This window comes from Bradyrhizobium sp. cf659, from assembly GCF_900113725.1.
GTDB lineage: Bacteria > Pseudomonadota > Alphaproteobacteria > Rhizobiales > Xanthobacteraceae > Bradyrhizobium.
In genome coordinates this window covers 352,672-367,660 of the sequence record NZ_FOQJ01000004.1, presented here as the reverse complement: position 1 = coordinate 367,660, position 14,989 = coordinate 352,672, and the positions used below count along the sequence as shown (strand labels likewise).

Sequence of the window (14,989 nt, the reverse complement as noted above, 5' to 3'; positions counted from 1 at the left end):
CTCGATGTTCGTGAACCGGCGCGACGTACAGATCCAGTGGGGCGATTGCGACCCCGCCAACATCGTCTACTACCCGCGCTATTTCGCGATGTTCGACGATTCGACCTCGACCCTGTTCGAGGTCGCCGGCTTCTCGAAACAGGACCTGGTCCACAAATACGGCCTGGTCGGTATCCCCATGGTCGACACGCGGGCCAAGTTCTACATCCCCTCGACCTATGGCGACTGGATCACCATCGAGACGAAGATCGAAAGCATCAAGCGCTCGAGCTTCGAGGTGAAGCACAACGTCTACAAGGGTGACGCGCTCGCGATCGAGGCATTCGAGACCCGCGTCCTGGTCGGCCGCGACCCGGCCAATCCGGAGAAGCTGAAATCGGCACCGTTTCCGGCGGAAATGGTGACCAAGTTCACGGGGAGCTAAATCGCCGCATCACCAAAAGAGGGGGCTGAATTACCCCCCGATTTCTGCTTTCAAAGAAACACGTCAAGGGAGGAATAATAGATGAAACGCTTTTACCTGACCGCCGCCATCGCCGCGGCGACGCTTGCCCTGCCGGCCCTGCCCGCGCTGGCCCAGACCAGCGAAATCACCATCGGCATCACCACCACCACGACCGGCCCGGGCGCCGCCCTCGGCATTCCCGAGCGCAACGCGCTGGAATTCGTGCCGAAGGAGATCGGCGGTGTGCCGCTGAAGGTGATCGTGCTCGACGACGGCGGCGATCCCACCACCGCGACCACCAATGCCCGCCGCTTCGTGACGGAATCCAAGGCCGACATCATCATGGGCTCGGCGCTGACGCCGCCGACCATCGCGGTCTCCAACGTCGCCAATGAAGCCGGCATTCCGCATTTCGGCCTCGCGCCGTTCCCGATCACGCCGGAACGCATGAAGTGGTCGGTGGCGATGCCGCAGCCGATCCCGATCGTGGGCAAGGTGCTGTACGATCACATGAAGTCGAAGGGTGTGAAGACCCTCGGCTATATCGGCTACTCCGATTCCTACGGCGACCTCTGGTTCAACGATTTGAAGGCGCAGGCCGTGCCGATGGGCATGACCATCGCCGACGAGGAGCGCTTCGCCCGTCCCGACACCTCGGTGACCGGACAGGTGCTCAAGCTCGTCGCCGCCAATCCCGACGCGATCCTGGTCGGCGCCTCCGGCACCGCTGCCGCGCTGCCGCAGACCGAGCTGCGCGAGCGCGGCTATCAGGGCCTGATCTACCAGACCCATGGCGCGGCCAGCATGGACTTCATCCGCATCGCCGGCAAAGCGGCCGAAGGCGTGCTGATGGCCTCGGGCCCCGTGATGGATCCCGAGGACCAGCCGGACGAAGCCGCCACCAAGAAGCCGGGCCTTGCGCTCAACTCGGCCTATGAAGGCAAGTACGGCCCGAACAGCCGCAGCCAGTTCGCCGGCCATTCCTATGATGCCTTCGAGATCCTGAAGCGCATCATCCCGACCGCGCTGAAGACGGCCAAGCCCGGCACGCCGGAATTCCGCGAAGCCATCCGCCAGGCGCTGCTGTCGGAGAAGGAGCTGGCGGCGAGCCAAGGCGTCTACAACTTCACCGAAAAGGACCGCTACGGCCTCGACGAGCGCTCGCGCATCCTGCTCACGGTGAAGAACGGCAAGTACACGCTGGTGAAGTAAGCGCGACGCGAGTTTTGAGACGACGAGAGCCGGCCCAACGGGCCGGCTCTTTTGTTTTCAGTTCCAGACTCTCTGGTCGTCATGCCCGGGCTTGTCCCGGGCATCCACGTTCTTTGGACCCTGCCGCAAGGCGTGGATGGCCGAGACACGCCCGGCCATGACGATGTGGAAGCTCAGTGCCCCACACGCCGGCAATAGACGGACGCTAAGCCGCCTGCCGCAGCGGCGTCCAGGCGAACTCCGGATAGTAAGTGTCCATCATGCGGTCGACATAGGCGGTGAGGTTCGGGAAGCCCTCGGCCCGCTGCCGCAAGCCGGATTCGAAGAACGGCGACAGGATTCCGGCGAGCATGCCAAAGGCGGTGGCATCGACACCGCAGGGCTTGTTGCCCATCAGATAGGACTTGTCGCCGAGCTGCACCGAAAGCGCGAACAGCGAGCGCACGGCGAGATCGACGTCGTCGTCGGGCGCGTGACGGCCAAGGCCGGAGAGCAGATAGTTCTCGGCGACACGGAATTGCGCATCCTCGCGCAATTTTTCGCGATTGTGTTCCGGCGCGCCGTCGAAGAAATGCGACGGGCCCTTGGCGAAATTGACCGGATCGACCCAGCGCGCGCCGACCAGCGCCCAATAGACGTGATGCTCGATCATGCGCTCGAACGCCCAGGCCTGCGCGCGCTCGGCCAGCGACAGGCCGGCGTCGAAATCGAAGCCGTAGCGGCGCTCGATATGGGCGCGGATGAAGGTGGAATCGGCCACCGCCTCGCCGCCGTCGTCGATGAACGGCAGCTGCCCCTTGGGCGAAGCGGGCGGCATCGCGCGCTCCTTCCGGTAGGGCAGTCCCGCCATCTTGAGCTGCACCTCCGTCTTGGTGACGAAGGGGCTGATTTCCGGCAGGCCGAAGCCGGTGCCAAAGCCGTAAAGCGTGATCATGCGAGCTCTCCTGAACCTGCGAAAGTTGACGGAACCTAATGACGGGCTGCTGCCACCATGGTGGCAGCAGCCGTGATATCTTCTGCGAAACGGGCCCCTCGCCAGGCGCGGCCCATGACGTGGCGGACCAGCGCGTCCGCAGCCTGGATCAGCGAACGTGTCACCATGGTCGCGAGCGAAACGCGGAGGCCGACGACGGTGAGATCGAAAAACATGAGCCGGCTGAAGGCCAAAGCGTGCAGCATGGCCTGCGCCCGCCACAGCGGACCGGCCGAGCCGAAATGGGTTGGGACGATCATGGACAAATCCTCTTCAGTCGATGTGTTGTCCCGGTATAGAACCCCCCTGCTGCCAACATCCTGTCAGCATCCACGCGCCGGATTTTAAGCGGGCCGCGGTCAGGAATTTGGAAAGAGAATTGTCATGAGACGCGCCGACCGGCTGTTTCAGATCATCCAGGTGCTGAGGCGCACGCGTAAGCCGCTGACGGCGGATGCCATCGCGGCCGAGCTCGAGACCTCGAAGCGCACGATCTATCGCGACATCGCGACGCTGATCGGCCAGCGCGTGCCGATCCGCGGCGAGGCCGGCATGGGCTACATCCTGGAAAAGGGTTTTGACCTGCCGCCCCTGATGCTGACACCCGACGAGATCGAGGCGGCGGTGCTGGGCGCGCAATGGGTCGCCGGCCATGCCGATTCCACACTGGCGCGCGCGGCCGAAGATCTGATGGCCAAGATCGCCGACACCGTGCCTGAGCGCCTGCGCCCCTTCGTGCTGGAGCCCGCGAGCCGCGCGCGGCCGAGCTGGAACAGGGAGCCGGACCGCCTCGACATGGCGCGCACGCGCACCCAGATCCACGAAGGCAAGAAGATCATGCTGCGCTATCGCGACGAGCAGGGCCGCCCCAGCGAGCGCATGATCTGGCCGATCTCGGTCGGTTATCTCGAAGCGGTGCGCCTGCTCGCGGCCTGGTGCGAGCTGCGCAGCGACTTCCGCAGCTTCCGCACCGACCGCGTCGTGGACGCGACCTATCTCGACGAGAAATATCCGGAGCGGCGCGACGTGCTGCGCGCAAGATGGCGGCAAAGCCTGGTCTGGGGCCCGCCAAAGGACACGTGACGACGATGGACGAAACATCCCCCATCGACCTGTCGAGCTGCTGCCAGAGCTGCGGCGCCTGCTGCGGCTACTCGGAGAACTGGCCGCGGTTCTCGATCGAGAGCGACGAGGAGCTTGCGGCGATCCCGGAGGCGCTCGTCAATGCGCGGCAGTCCGGCATGCGCTGCGAAGGCGACCGCTGCTCGGCATTGCGTGGGGAGATCGGCAAAGAGACCGCCTGCGGCATCTACGCCGTGCGGCCGGAGGTTTGCCGCACCTGCATGCCGGGCGATGCCGAATGCGCGATGGCGCGGCGGAAGTTCGGGCTGCCGATGATCGCGAACTCTTAAGCGGGGACGGCTTCGCTGATCTCGTCGTCGAGCTCGTCATCGAGCGGCGCAAGCACCGAGAGCGGCTTGGTCGACAGCGTGATCGGCTTGCGGCCTCCCGACAGCGACGGCGAGGATTTGGCGACGCGTTCGCGTGACAGCGCGTAGAGCGTCGAGCCGACACGGCCGCCGTTCTCGATCAGGTCGCGCTCGCTACAGCTGCCTGCGATCGCGACCGCCAGCGAATGCAAATGGCTGCGGCGATAGCAGAACAGCGCCAGCTTCGCGCGTGCGTCAGGGGAAACACTCTCAACCAGCCTCGGCAGCCCGCTCTCGCTGGCGCGATACATCTCGCCAAGGAGCTCGTCGCGGACCGGGCAGAAATCGCTTTCAAAGGCATCGCGGCTTGAAAACATTGCAGTTCTCCCTCGTGTGGGAAGATGCAGCGCAATTCTCTAACGAAAGGTTAACCACCCGGGGCGGTAGTCACCCGGGGTGCTTGCGCGCAAGCCGCGAATCAGGACGCCGGAAGGGGGCCCGCGTGGGCAGCCGCGCATAATCTGGGAGGTGATCACCAGGCCTATCCGGCGTCATGCCCGGGCATAGCCGTCCGAAGGACGGCGTCGCTTCCGCTCGCCCATGTCCCGGCCATCCACGTCTGACCACGTGGCACGAAGACCGTGGATGCCCGGGACAAGACCGGGCATGACGACGGCCTGTGGATGCCGATAGGCGATGACCTGCGCCGAGGCCACCCGCCTCAGTTCGCCGCCATGAAGATGGAGAGGCCGAAGCCGGTCAGGTGATGGAGCGCCTGGTCGACGCCGATCAGGGTCCAGAACCAGGGATGTGCAAGGTCGACACTGAAATTGGCCGAGACGAAGCCCTTGGCCCGGTCGATCGTGATGTGGATCACGAAATCGATCAGCGCCACGAACCAGAATTTCGGCGCGACGATCAGGATCAGCGGCAGCGCAACCGCAAGGTGAATCAGGCAATGCACCAGGAGCGGCAGGGCCCAGCCGTGCTTCTGGTCCTTGCCATGTGCCATCCAGGCGGTCTGGAGGACGAAATCAGCGATGATGTGCTTGAACGTAAGCAACAACATCCAGCCAATGAGCGCCTCAACCGGAACCGCCGATGACATGGGTGGAAACGACAAAACTGACGCCCTCATTGACGTGACAAGAAAGATTGGAGCGTTCAGCGCAACTTCTTCTTGGGCCGGTCAAATCGCCGGGACCTCTGATTTATGACACCTCCCGCAGCGGAATGCAGCCGGGGGGAACCGGAAAATCGCCAACTGTGGCTAACTGGTGATAGGATGACCAATCGCCGCGCTGGCGTTGAGTAAGGTTACCTTCGGCTCGAAATTTGCATTCCGCGACCTTAGCGCTATCATTGTCGGTAGAGAATATCGTTCTTTTTTCAGGCGTTTACGAATTACAGGGCGCACGCAGCGATCAAATCCGCGAGCCCCCCGAGACAGAGAATAAGGCCAGAGTGCTGCCATGAGTACTGAAGGCCCGACCACATCGTCGGTCGAACCGCCGCCCCGGCGCCCCAAGGTGATCAAGACCAATCAGCAGCAAGTTCTGCTGTACGTCGTGCTGACCCTGCTGCTGTCGCTTGCCACCGTCTGGGCCGGCCGCATGCTGGTGCACAATTCGGAGACGCTGACCTTTGCCGTCGGCGCACCCAACAGCGACGAGGCGCTGTTCGCGGCCAAGCTCGCCGCACTCCTGAAGAACAACGCCTCGCGGTTCCGCATCAAGATCGTCAACAACCCTGACAATACCAAGGCGCTCGCCCAGTTCGACCGCAAGCAGGCCGATCTCGCGGTGCTGCGCACCGACGCCAAGGTGCCGCTGCGGGCGCGCACGCTCGCGATCCTCGAGCACGATCTCGTGCTCCTGCTCGGACCCGGCAACAAGAAGATCAAGTCGCTTGCCGAGCTGAAGAAGAAGAAGGTCGCAGTCCTCGCCGAGAACGAATCCTCGCTCGCCTTCGTCCGCAGCATCCTCGACATCCCCGACGGTCCGGACGCCGCGAAGGTCCAGATGGCGCCGCAGGGTGCAACGCTCGACAAGGTGCTTGCGCCGGGAAACGGCTTCGGTGCGGTGATCGCCATCGTCCACACCTCGAAAGCGGTGCGGGACAAGGCCTATGAGCAGATCGCCAAACGCGGCGGCTTCACGCTCAACGCAATCGACGAGACCAAGGCGCTGGCACGCAAATTCCCCGGCATTTCCGACGAGACGCTGACGGCCGGCACGCTGTCGGCCTCGCCTGAAATTCCCGACGACGATCTCGAAACGATCGGGCTCGAATGGCTGCTGGTCGCGCAATCCAGGATGTCGGCGACCACGGCGGGCGAACTGGCGCGAACCGTCTACGAGAACAAGTCCGCCCTCGGGCTCGACAGCGGCTTCGCCAGCAGGATCGAGCCGGCCTCCGTCGAGAAGGACGCCTATGTGATGGCGCATCAGGGCGCGGCCGATTACATCAACGACGACACCAAGTCGTTCATGGATAAATACAGCGACCTGATGTATCTCGGCGCCGCCGCGCTCAGCGTCATCGGCTCGATCTTCGCCGCGATCTACGCCAAGATCACCCGGATCGCGCCGGAGAAGGCCAGCGAGCTCTCCACCGCCATCCTCGACATCGGCGAGCGCATCGAGCACGCCCACTCGCTGGATCAGCTCGAATGTCTCCAGGACGAGCTGGAAGGCATCCTGCGCGGCGCGGTCATCGGCCTCCGGGACGGCACGATCAGTACCGACGGCCTCGACACCTTCAAGCTCGGCTACGAATTCGTCCGCGACGAGATCGGGATGCGTCGCGACTACTTGAAACGCCGTGCCGGCGAGATCGACAAGACCGCCCACGATGCCGGCTCTCCGCAGCACGACGACAGCAACGTCGTGGTGGTCAAGACCGCGCAGAGCGCTTGATCCGCCGGGCGGGCGCCCTCAGGGCGGGGCTGGCGGAAGCCTTGCTGGTGGATCAACGGCCGGCACTCTGGAACCCTCCCCATCCGCAACCGTTGGTTCCGGATACAACCGGAGAACGCGCCTTGCGTACGCTCCTCGTGATCTGCCTCCTGGGAATGCTGGCAGCGGTTGGTTATTTCGCTTATTTCGCGATGGCGGTCGAAGGCGAGCCGATCCCGACGGAAGGCTCTGTGGCCCTCGCGCTGGGGGCGGGATTTTCCGTCATCGTCGGCGTCGGCCTGATGGTCCTGCTGTTCTTCAGCAGCCGCCGCGGCTACGACGAGCCGCCACATTTCAGGTAGCGGCTCGGCCGGCTCCCGCACCCCGCCTTCGTCTCCCCCATTTGCCGCGGCCCGCGCCCGTCGTTGACGGCCTCGGCCCGGGCGGGCACTTTGGCAGCGAAGTCCCAGCCGGGACCGCAAAAGTCACCACCGAGCCGCCTTCCCGCATGTCCAAGCCGCTGATCTCCGCACTGGCCCAGTTCGTGGCCGCCACGGCCGGCCGCAACATGACCAAGGCGGCCTATGTGGCGGTCGGCGTCGGCGTGCTCAGCATGGTGCTGCTGACGGTCAACCCGGCCTATGAGACGGCGCCCCGCTGGGTCGATGCCCTGCTCTGGGCCTGCCTCGCCTATTTCGTGTTCGAATGGGTCGTCCGGCTGCGCCACATGAGGCGAACCGAGCGCCTTGCGCTGTACATGTCCTCCTCCGCCGGCATCGTCGATGCGATCGGAGCGCTGGCCGTGCCGGTCGCGCTGATGCTCGGCGTCGAGCTCCGGACGGCCTGGCTGCTCAGCGTGCTCTGGGTGCTGAAGGTGGTGCCCGGCATTCCGGGCCTGCGCCAGCTCCGCCGCGTCCTGGTGCTGGAATCGGGACCGCTGGTCAGCGTGCTCGTGATCTTCCTGATGGTGGTTTTCCTCGCCTCCGTCGCCGAATATTTCCTGGAGCGGGACGTGCAGCCGCAGACCTTCGGCAGCGTGCCGGCAGCGCTGTGGTGGGCGGTGGTGACCTTGACGACGACCGGCTATGGCGACGTCGTGCCGGTGACGCCTCTGGGGCGCATGGTGGCGGCGCTGGTGATGATCTCCGGCCTTGGCGTGTTCGGCCTCTGGACCGGTATCCTGGCAACCGGCTTTGCCGCGGAGACCCGGCGCGACAATTTCCTCAAGACCTGGGAATCCGTCAGCAAGGTGCCGTTCTTCGCAGCGCTTGGACCGGCGGCCATCGCCGACGTCACCCACATGCTGCGCACCATGGAGCTGCCGGCGCGCACCATGATCATCCGCAAGGGCGCACAGGGCGACTGCATGTATTTCATCGCCGCAGGTGAGGTCGAGGTCGACCTGCCGGGCAAGAAGGTGCAGCTCGGCGAAGGCGCCTTCTTCGGTGAGATGGCGCTGCTCGGCAACAACATGCGCGGCGCCAATGTCTCGACCACGAAGGTGTCGCGGCTCCTGGTGCTCGACCTCGTCGATTTCCGCGTGCTGATGGCGCGGCATCCGGATCTCGCCGAGACCATCGACGCCGAGGCGAAACGGCGCACGCTCGAAAACAAGTAAACGGAGACAAGAATGTCCGATACCGCCGAGGCGGCCAGCCGCCCTGTGCTCGACATCGACGGCGCACGCGCCACCATCCGCCTCAACCGTCCCAAGCATCTCAACCGGCTCCAGGCGGAAGATCTCGGCGAGCTCGTCAAACTGTTCGACCGGATCGAGGCCGATCCCGCGATCCGCGTGCTGGTGCTGACCGGAACCGGGCGCGCCTTCTCGGCGGGCTATGATCTGAATTCGGTCGCCGAGCGCGCGGTGAGCGCAAGCGAGCAGCAGAGCGCGGGCTCCGCCTTCGAGGTGGTCGTCAACCGGCTGGAGGATCTCGGCGTGCCGACGATCTGCCGGCTCAATGGCGGCGTCTATGGCGGCTCGACCGACCTCGCGCTCGCCTGCGATTTCCGCATCGGCGTCGACACCGCGGAGATGTTCATGCCGGCGGCGCGGCTCGGACTGCACTATTACAGGAGCGGCATCAAGCGCTACGTGACGCGGCTCGGCGTCGACAATGCGAAAAGGCTGTTTTTGACCGCGCAGAAGATCAGCGCGCCGGAGATGCTCCGGATCGGCTATCTCACCGCCATGGTGCCGGAGGAGACTCTCGACGAGGAGGTCGACAAGCTCGCCAACATCCTCGCCGGCAACGCGCCGCAGGCAATGCGCGGCATGAAGCGCGCCATCAACGAATTCGCCCGCGGTGAATTGGACGAAGCCGCCGCCGACCAGCGCCACCGCGACAGCATGCGCGGCGACGAGATCAAGGAAGGCATCAAGGCGTTCGGGGAGAAGCGAGCGCCAAAATTCTGATCAGGCTCGCTTCGACCGCATCGCGCGCACCTGCGTGAGCTTGGGATCGCGGACGAGCGTCTGGTAGCGTTTGCTGTCGATGGCGTAGATCGCGATCCGGCCCTCACTGTCGGCATGAACGCCCCAGCCGAAGCGCTTGCCCAGGCTCGACGCCCTCATGCACGCCTGCCCCCGGGAAAAGAACGCTTCGCGGGCCGCATGCTTCTCCGTTTTCGTCGCCTTCACGTCGAGCTCGCGTCCCGGCGCAGACGTCGCGAAGATCACGTCGTCGGATGTGTATTTGTAGGGCGTCTTGGCGATCATCCCGTATTGCAGGCACGCCACCGTCGGCTTCCCCGCGCGGAGCGGCGGCTCCTCGCCAGTACGCGCGGGACAGTCTTCAGCCACCTGGATGAAGGTGTTGAAGCAGTTGGTCGTGTGCATCGGCTTCATCATCTGCAACCCTGGTTCATTCAACCACCAGCAGCCGCGGCATGCTGCGCCGCCATCTCATCGTCGGCGGCATTGATCCGCTGGAACGCGGGACGCGAGGTCATGCGCTCGGCATAGCGAACGAATACATCCTTTTTCGGCACGATGCCAAACATCATGGTCCAGCTGAACGCGACGCCCCACAGGACGTCGGCGGCCGTCATGCGCTCGCCGAGCAGATACGGGCCCTTCGACAGCTGCGCCTCGAGCGCGCCGAGCATGGTGTCGTAATCGGCATAGGGCGATTGCGTGATCGGCGCCGGCTCACGCTGCATGAACTTGTCGATCAGGGCCGGCTCGAACGACGCGCCGTAATAGGCGATCCAGCGCAGATAAGGGCCGCGCAGCGGATCGTTCAACGCGGGCGTCAGCCCGGCCTGCGGAAACAGATCCGCGAGATAGATGGTGATCGCGACCTGTTCGGTCACCAGCGCCTCGCGATGGCGAATCGCCGGCACCTTGCCGAGCGGATTGATGGCGAGATAGGCGGGCTTACGCTGCTCGCCGGCCTTCATGTTGAGGACATGGAGCTCGTAGGGAGCCCCCAGTTCCTCCAGCAGCACCCGCGTGCCGGTGGCGCGGCTTTGCGGCGAATAATACAGCGTGATGCGGTTCGGATCGGTCATGGCAGGTCTCCTCGGGCGCCGTCTGGCGGTGCGCACCTTGTAGCGGCCCATACCTGACATCCTGTGTCAGGTATGGTTTAAGGGATCATGCGCGCGAGCCGGATGCTGTCGATCCTCACCACCCTCCAGGCCAGGGGGCAGGTCACCGCGCCTGAGCTCGCGGAAGCCTGCGAGGTGTCGGTGCGCACGATCTATCGTGACATCGACGCGCTCGCGGCATCAGGCGTCCCTATCTATGCCGACCGCGGCGCGGAGGGCGGCTATCGCCTGCTCGACGGCTACCGCGTGCGGCTGAACGGCCTGTCGCAGAACGAGGCGGAAGCGCTGTTCCTGACCGGGTTGCCCGGCCCTGCGGCAGCGCTCGGGCTGGATGCAGCGATGATCGCCGCGCAGAACAAGCTGATGGCGGCGCTGCCCGCCAATCTGCGCGAGGACGCCGGGCGGATGCAGGAGCGCTTTCATCTCGACGCCCCCGGCTGGTTCGGCGAGGCGGAAGAACCAAAGCATCTGCGCACCATCGCCGGCGCGGCCCTGCGCGGGACGCTGATCAAGATCCGCTACCAGAGCTGGCGCGCCGAAAAGCAGCGCCGCGTGGCGCCGCTCGGGCTCGTGCTGAAGGGCGGCAGCTGGTATCTCGCAGGGCAGGTCGACGGCAGCGTGCGCACTTATCGCGTCGCGCGCGTGCTCGATTGCACGGCGCTCGACGATCGCTTCAATCGTCCCGGCGATTTCGATCTCGCCGCCTATTGGCAGGCCGCGACGCTGCGCCTCGAGGCCGAGATGCATCCCAATGTCGCGGTCGTGCGGCTGTCGCCGTTCGGCGTCAAGCTGCTCGACGCGTTGAGCCAGCCTTACGTCAAGGCGCGCACGCAGATTGAAGACGCGGCCGACGCGGACGGCTGGCGTATCGCCAGAGTGCCGACCGGCAAGACGTCATGGCACGCCGCGGCCGAATTGCTGCGGCTCGGTCCCGAGGCCGAGGTGCTGGAACCCGCCGATCTCCGCGAGAAGATGGCCGAGCTGACGCAGGCAATGGCCACGCGCTATCGCGCGGCGCGGAAAGCATGACGGCGGCGCAGCTTGCCGCAGCCGACGAAACAATCCTGAAACACGATTCTCGGCCCGCGCCGTGAACGCATTCGCATTTCGCCCCGACGGAGATGCAGGGACACAACAACGGCCTTGCGCCATACTGGAGAATGAAGATGTTTCGTAAGCTTGCACTCGGTCTGATCGCTGCCGGCTCGCTCGGCGTTGCCGCCCTCGCCCCCACCGCCGCTTCGGCCCACGGCTTCCACCATCACTGGGGTCCCGGCTGGGGCTTCGGCGGAATCTACGTCAACACCGGCGTCAACAACTGCTACCAGGAGCGCGTCGTCCAGACCCGCCACGGCCTGCGCGTTCGCGTCGTGAATGTCTGCGCCTACGGGATCTACTGATACCTCGCGCCGTCGACAAAACCCCGGTCGTTCCGCGATCGGGGTTTTGCATTTGCCTAGCCGGCCTGCCGCTGGCGGCGAAACCAGGCCCAGGTCTCGCGCGTCGTCGCGATGTAGCCGCGGCCGCGATAGACGATCTCGCCGTCGACGATCTCGTTCAGCTTCGGCAAAGCGTGGAAGGGTATCGAGGGATAGGCGTGATGCTCGACGTGGTAGGGCATATTCCACGCGAACCATTTGACGATCGCGGCGGTGTAGGTGGTGCGCGTGTTCTGGAAGGCGCTGCGGGTGCGGTCGCAGCCGGTGTGCTCGGCATAGAGATAGGGCCGCAGGAAGAACTGCCCGATGACAAGCGGCACGATCCAGACCCAGAGCAGCAGCGCTGAGGAGAACCATAGCGAGAGCGCGAGCAGCAGCGCATAGAGCACAGCATAGGCGCGCGCCTCGCGCACGATGATGGCGCGCTTGTTTTCGGGAATCCAGGGCACCGTGACCTTGCCGGTGACGGCATGGCCAAGCATCAGCCGGAGACGGCCGGCGACCTGAAGCAGGCCGCTATAGGCGAGCGCAAGCTGCGTATCGGATTTCGGCTTCACGCCGACGATCAGCTCCGGATCCTTGTCCGGATCCTGGGTGTAGCGGTGATGGTCCCAGTGAAACAGGCAGTAATATTCGTAAGGCTGTCCGATGATGAAGGCCGAGGGATAGCCGACGGCGAGATTGAGGCCACGGCTCCTGAACGCGGTCTTGTGCGCGGTCTCGTGCAGCGCCATGAACAGGAAGGCGACGAGATAGCCCTGCACCGCCATCAGCGGCAGCGCCCACAACACGCCCCAGGCTGAAGAGACCTTCCAGACCAGCGCGCCGACCAGCACGACCAGGCCGTAATGGCTGAGGCTTTTCGCGGCCCCCCTGAGATTGGAGCGCTCGGACAATTCACGCAGCATCGCCGGCGTGAGCGGCTTCAGGCGGTGGCTCGGCTCTGAAACGGTTGCGTCAGTCATGATCGGGGCCTGCCTTACTTGCTGAGAAGCTCTGCGATCTCGGCCTTGAGGAAGGCCTGGTCGCGCGGATTGTTGACGGGGTTGCCGGCGCGATGGCCGTGGAGCGACGGGATCGGATGCAGCACCGCCGATTTTGCGTTGGCCAGCCGGCCGAGCTCGTCCTCGTTGTCGCGGACGTCGAAATAGCGATCGGTGGCGCCCGGCATCAACAGCATGTGCGCCTTGATCGCGGCGAGAGCCCGATCGAGATCGCCGCCGAATGCGCCGCAGCGGCTGATGTCGCCGCTCTGCCAGATGCCGATCTGCGCCAGCAGGTCGTTGGCATCGCGCCGCGCGAACGTCGCGTCCCACCCACGGACGAGATAGTCCTCGAGCGAGGTGAAACCGGCCTCGCGCCAGAGCTCTTCGCGATAGAAGCCGTGCGACATCGCCCAGCCGGCATAGACGCGCCCCATGGCCCGATAGCCGACGGTGGGCTTCTCGACGAAACGGCCGTCACGGAAGGCGGGATCGCCGGTCAGCGCGGCCTTCACGCTTTCGAGGAAAACATAATTATAAGGCGCACAGCGCGCACTGCCGCAGACCACCGCGGCGCGCTCGACCATCTCGGGATGAGAGGCGGCCCAGTGATAGGCCTGCATGCCGCCCATCGACCAGCCATAGACCAGCGCGAGCTTCGCGATGCCGAAGCGCCCGGTGAGGAGACGATGCTGGACCGCGATCGCGTCGTGATAGGTGAGCTCAGGGAACGGGCCAGCCGTATTCGACGGCGAGGACGACAGGCCGTTGCCGAACAGATTCGGGATGATGACGAAGTAGCGTTCGGGATCGAGCACGCCGCCGGGCCCGATCAGCCATTCGGTGTCGTAATGCTGCGCGCTGAACGAGGTCGGGTAGAGGATGACGTTGTCTTTGGCCGGGCTCAGCGCGCCGTAAGTCTTGTAGGCGAGCTTCATCGAGGGGAAGATGGCCCCGGACTGGAGCGTGACGTCGCCGGCCTCGAAGATCTCGTAGTCGCCCTGCGCCGTCATGCGTTCAACTCCGCTCATGCGGCCGCAGAACGCGCCGCGGAAATGGCGATGCATCGATCATGCCGGGCCGTTCACGCATCATTGCGCCACGCTTAATAACTGTACAAATAGTACATATATTAACAGGCGGCAAGATAAATCTGGTTGGCTCGCCGGCTCAGGCGATGGCCGCCAGATAGCGCGCGACAGACGCCGCGAATGCGGCCTTGGCCCCGGTGGCGATGTTGCGCCCCCACCAGGCGCCGTAGATGCGGTCGAAGGCGAACGGCTCGACTACGCCAGCAATCCGCCGCACCGCGGCGGCATTAAGCGGCATGTAGTTCGGATAGGAGTACATGAAGCTGACGAAGCGGCGGTCCATCGTCACCTGCGCGATGTCGCCGGTGAGCAGTGCCCCCTTGCCGTCCGCACCCTGCCGCCAGTGCAACATGGTCGCACCGGCGAAATGGCCGCCGCTGCGCAGCAGCACCACGTCGTCGGAGATGCGATGGCTGTCGTCGGTCCAGTGCACGATCGACGCGTGCGGTCGCGTCACCCATTCGCGGTCATCCGCGTGCAGATAAACCGGGATACCGCCGAAAGCCTCGCTCCAATCGGCGAGCGCGCCATAATAATGCGGATGCGAGATCGCGATCGCCTTCAGCCCGCCGAGCGAGCGCACATGCGCGATCGCCTCCGGCGTCGCCAACGGCACGCAATCCCATATCATGCAACCGTCTGCGAGCGGCACGAGCAAGGCGCGCTGGCCGATGGCGAAGCTCGGCTCGAGCGAGAGGCCGGTCAGGCCGAGATCGTCGCGCCAGACGACGCGGTGGCGTTCCGCCAACGCCTCGCGGGTGAGGAAGGTTTGCCCTTTCCAGCCGACGAATTGCCGCTCGTCCTCGCAGACCGGACAGGATTCGGGCGGATCTCCGCTGGCCGGGAATTGCGCGCCGCAGGTTTCGCAGGTCCAGAGGGGCATGGCCAGGATCCGAAAGAGGCCGGGACGGAGTGAAGTGACATTGCCCCGCGGACGCAGGTGGAGAGGAACCAACGTTGTCAACGC

General features: G+C 64.9%; 19 protein-coding genes. 10 read left to right on the top strand and 9 right to left on the bottom strand.

Translation table 11 applies throughout. The features are described 5' to 3' along the window. Positions 1-4: 4 nt before the first annotated feature. On the top strand, positions 5-424 hold the full coding sequence (locus BM118_RS20750; protein WP_092187335.1) for an acyl-CoA thioesterase: 420 nt from the start codon (positions 5-7) through the stop codon (positions 422-424). A gap of 81 nt (positions 425-505) precedes the next feature. Continuing rightward, positions 506-1,657, top strand: a complete 1,152-nt coding sequence (locus tag BM118_RS20745; protein ID WP_092187334.1) for an ABC transporter substrate-binding protein — start codon at positions 506-508, stop codon at positions 1,655-1,657. Between the two features lie 205 nt (positions 1,658-1,862). Here the strand turns inward: BM118_RS20745 and BM118_RS20740 are convergent, their stop codons facing one another. After that, positions 1,863-2,591 carry a glutathione S-transferase family protein gene (locus BM118_RS20740; protein ID WP_092187333.1) on the bottom strand — a complete coding sequence of 243 codons (729 nt, stop codon included), beginning with the start codon at positions 2,589-2,591 and terminating at the stop codon, positions 1,863-1,865. Between the two features lie 35 nt (positions 2,592-2,626). Further along, positions 2,627-2,890 carry a hypothetical protein gene (locus tag BM118_RS20735; protein WP_092187332.1) on the bottom strand — a complete coding sequence of 88 codons (264 nt, stop codon included), beginning with the start codon at positions 2,888-2,890 and terminating at the stop codon, positions 2,627-2,629. 124 nt (positions 2,891-3,014) lie between these two features. Here BM118_RS20735 and BM118_RS20730 point away from each other — a divergent pair, with 124 nt between their 5' ends. Together BM118_RS20730 and BM118_RS20725 are read left to right on the top strand one after the other, a co-directional pair. Beyond that, positions 3,015-3,713, top strand: coding sequence for a helix-turn-helix transcriptional regulator (locus BM118_RS20730; protein ID WP_092187331.1), 699 nt, complete (start codon positions 3,015-3,017; stop codon positions 3,711-3,713). Between the two features lie 5 nt (positions 3,714-3,718). Further along, positions 3,719-4,042, top strand: coding sequence for a YkgJ family cysteine cluster protein (locus BM118_RS20725; protein WP_177234507.1), 324 nt, complete (start codon positions 3,719-3,721; stop codon positions 4,040-4,042). Here the strand turns inward: BM118_RS20725 and BM118_RS41520 are convergent. Further along, entirely contained in the window at positions 4,039-4,437 is a 399-nt protein-coding gene (locus BM118_RS41520; RefSeq protein WP_177234506.1) for a hypothetical protein, read from the bottom strand. The genes BM118_RS20725 and BM118_RS41520 overlap by 4 nt on opposite strands. A gap of 344 nt (positions 4,438-4,781) precedes the next feature. Next, positions 4,782-5,129: a DUF3307 domain-containing protein gene (locus BM118_RS20715; RefSeq protein ID WP_177234505.1), complete on the bottom strand. Its 348-nt coding sequence runs from the start codon at positions 5,127-5,129 to the stop codon at positions 4,782-4,784. A gap of 403 nt (positions 5,130-5,532) precedes the next feature. Between BM118_RS20715 and BM118_RS20710 the strand changes: the two genes are divergently transcribed. The 4 genes from BM118_RS20710 to BM118_RS20695 all read left to right on the top strand — a co-directional run bounded on the left by BM118_RS20710 (position 5,533) and on the right by BM118_RS20695 (position 9,373). Continuing rightward, entirely contained in the window at positions 5,533-6,978 is a 1,446-nt protein-coding gene (locus BM118_RS20710; protein ID WP_092187328.1) for a TAXI family TRAP transporter solute-binding subunit, read from the top strand. Between the two features lie 122 nt (positions 6,979-7,100). After that, positions 7,101-7,319: a hypothetical protein gene (locus tag BM118_RS20705; RefSeq protein WP_092187327.1), complete on the top strand. Its 219-nt coding sequence runs from the start codon at positions 7,101-7,103 to the stop codon at positions 7,317-7,319. Between the two features lie 146 nt (positions 7,320-7,465). Continuing rightward, positions 7,466-8,575 carry a cyclic nucleotide-gated ion channel gene (locus BM118_RS20700; protein ID WP_092187326.1) on the top strand — a complete coding sequence of 370 codons (1,110 nt, stop codon included), beginning with the start codon at positions 7,466-7,468 and terminating at the stop codon, positions 8,573-8,575. 12 nt (positions 8,576-8,587) lie between these two features. Further along, positions 8,588-9,373 (top strand): enoyl-CoA hydratase/isomerase family protein, encoded by a 786-nt coding sequence (locus BM118_RS20695; protein WP_092187325.1) that lies wholly within the window; start codon positions 8,588-8,590, stop codon positions 9,371-9,373. Here BM118_RS20695 and BM118_RS20690 read toward each other — a convergent pair whose 3' ends face one another. Continuing rightward, positions 9,374-9,808, bottom strand: a complete 435-nt coding sequence (locus BM118_RS20690) for a DUF6157 family protein (RefSeq protein ID WP_177234504.1) — start codon at positions 9,806-9,808, stop codon at positions 9,374-9,376. Between the two features lie 17 nt (positions 9,809-9,825). Continuing rightward, positions 9,826-10,470, bottom strand: coding sequence for a glutathione S-transferase family protein (locus tag BM118_RS20685; protein WP_092187324.1), 645 nt, complete (start codon positions 10,468-10,470; stop codon positions 9,826-9,828). Between the two features lie 87 nt (positions 10,471-10,557). On the opposite strand from BM118_RS20685, the gene BM118_RS20680 reads away from it, so the two are divergent. Further along, the gene (locus BM118_RS20680; RefSeq protein WP_092187323.1) at positions 10,558-11,538 is read left to right on the top strand and encodes a helix-turn-helix transcriptional regulator; all 981 of its coding nucleotides are present in this window, start codon (positions 10,558-10,560) and stop codon (positions 11,536-11,538) included. Between the two features lie 137 nt (positions 11,539-11,675). Further along, complete coding sequence (locus tag BM118_RS20675; RefSeq protein ID WP_027543365.1) at positions 11,676-11,909, top strand: hypothetical protein; 234 nt, start codon at positions 11,676-11,678, stop codon at positions 11,907-11,909. 56 nt (positions 11,910-11,965) lie between these two features. Here BM118_RS20675 and BM118_RS20670 read toward each other — a convergent pair whose 3' ends face one another. The 3 genes from BM118_RS20670 to BM118_RS20660 form a co-directional block, all read right to left on the bottom strand. After that, positions 11,966-12,913 carry a fatty acid desaturase gene (locus BM118_RS20670; protein ID WP_092187322.1) on the bottom strand — a complete coding sequence of 316 codons (948 nt, stop codon included), beginning with the start codon at positions 12,911-12,913 and terminating at the stop codon, positions 11,966-11,968. 14 nt (positions 12,914-12,927) lie between these two features. Continuing rightward, positions 12,928-13,944, bottom strand: coding sequence for an alpha/beta fold hydrolase (locus BM118_RS20665; protein WP_177234503.1), 1,017 nt, complete (start codon positions 13,942-13,944; stop codon positions 12,928-12,930). A gap of 157 nt (positions 13,945-14,101) precedes the next feature. Further along, positions 14,102-14,905 carry an MBL fold metallo-hydrolase gene (locus BM118_RS20660; RefSeq protein ID WP_092187320.1) on the bottom strand — a complete coding sequence of 268 codons (804 nt, stop codon included), beginning with the start codon at positions 14,903-14,905 and terminating at the stop codon, positions 14,102-14,104. Positions 14,906-14,989: the final 84 nt, after the last annotated feature.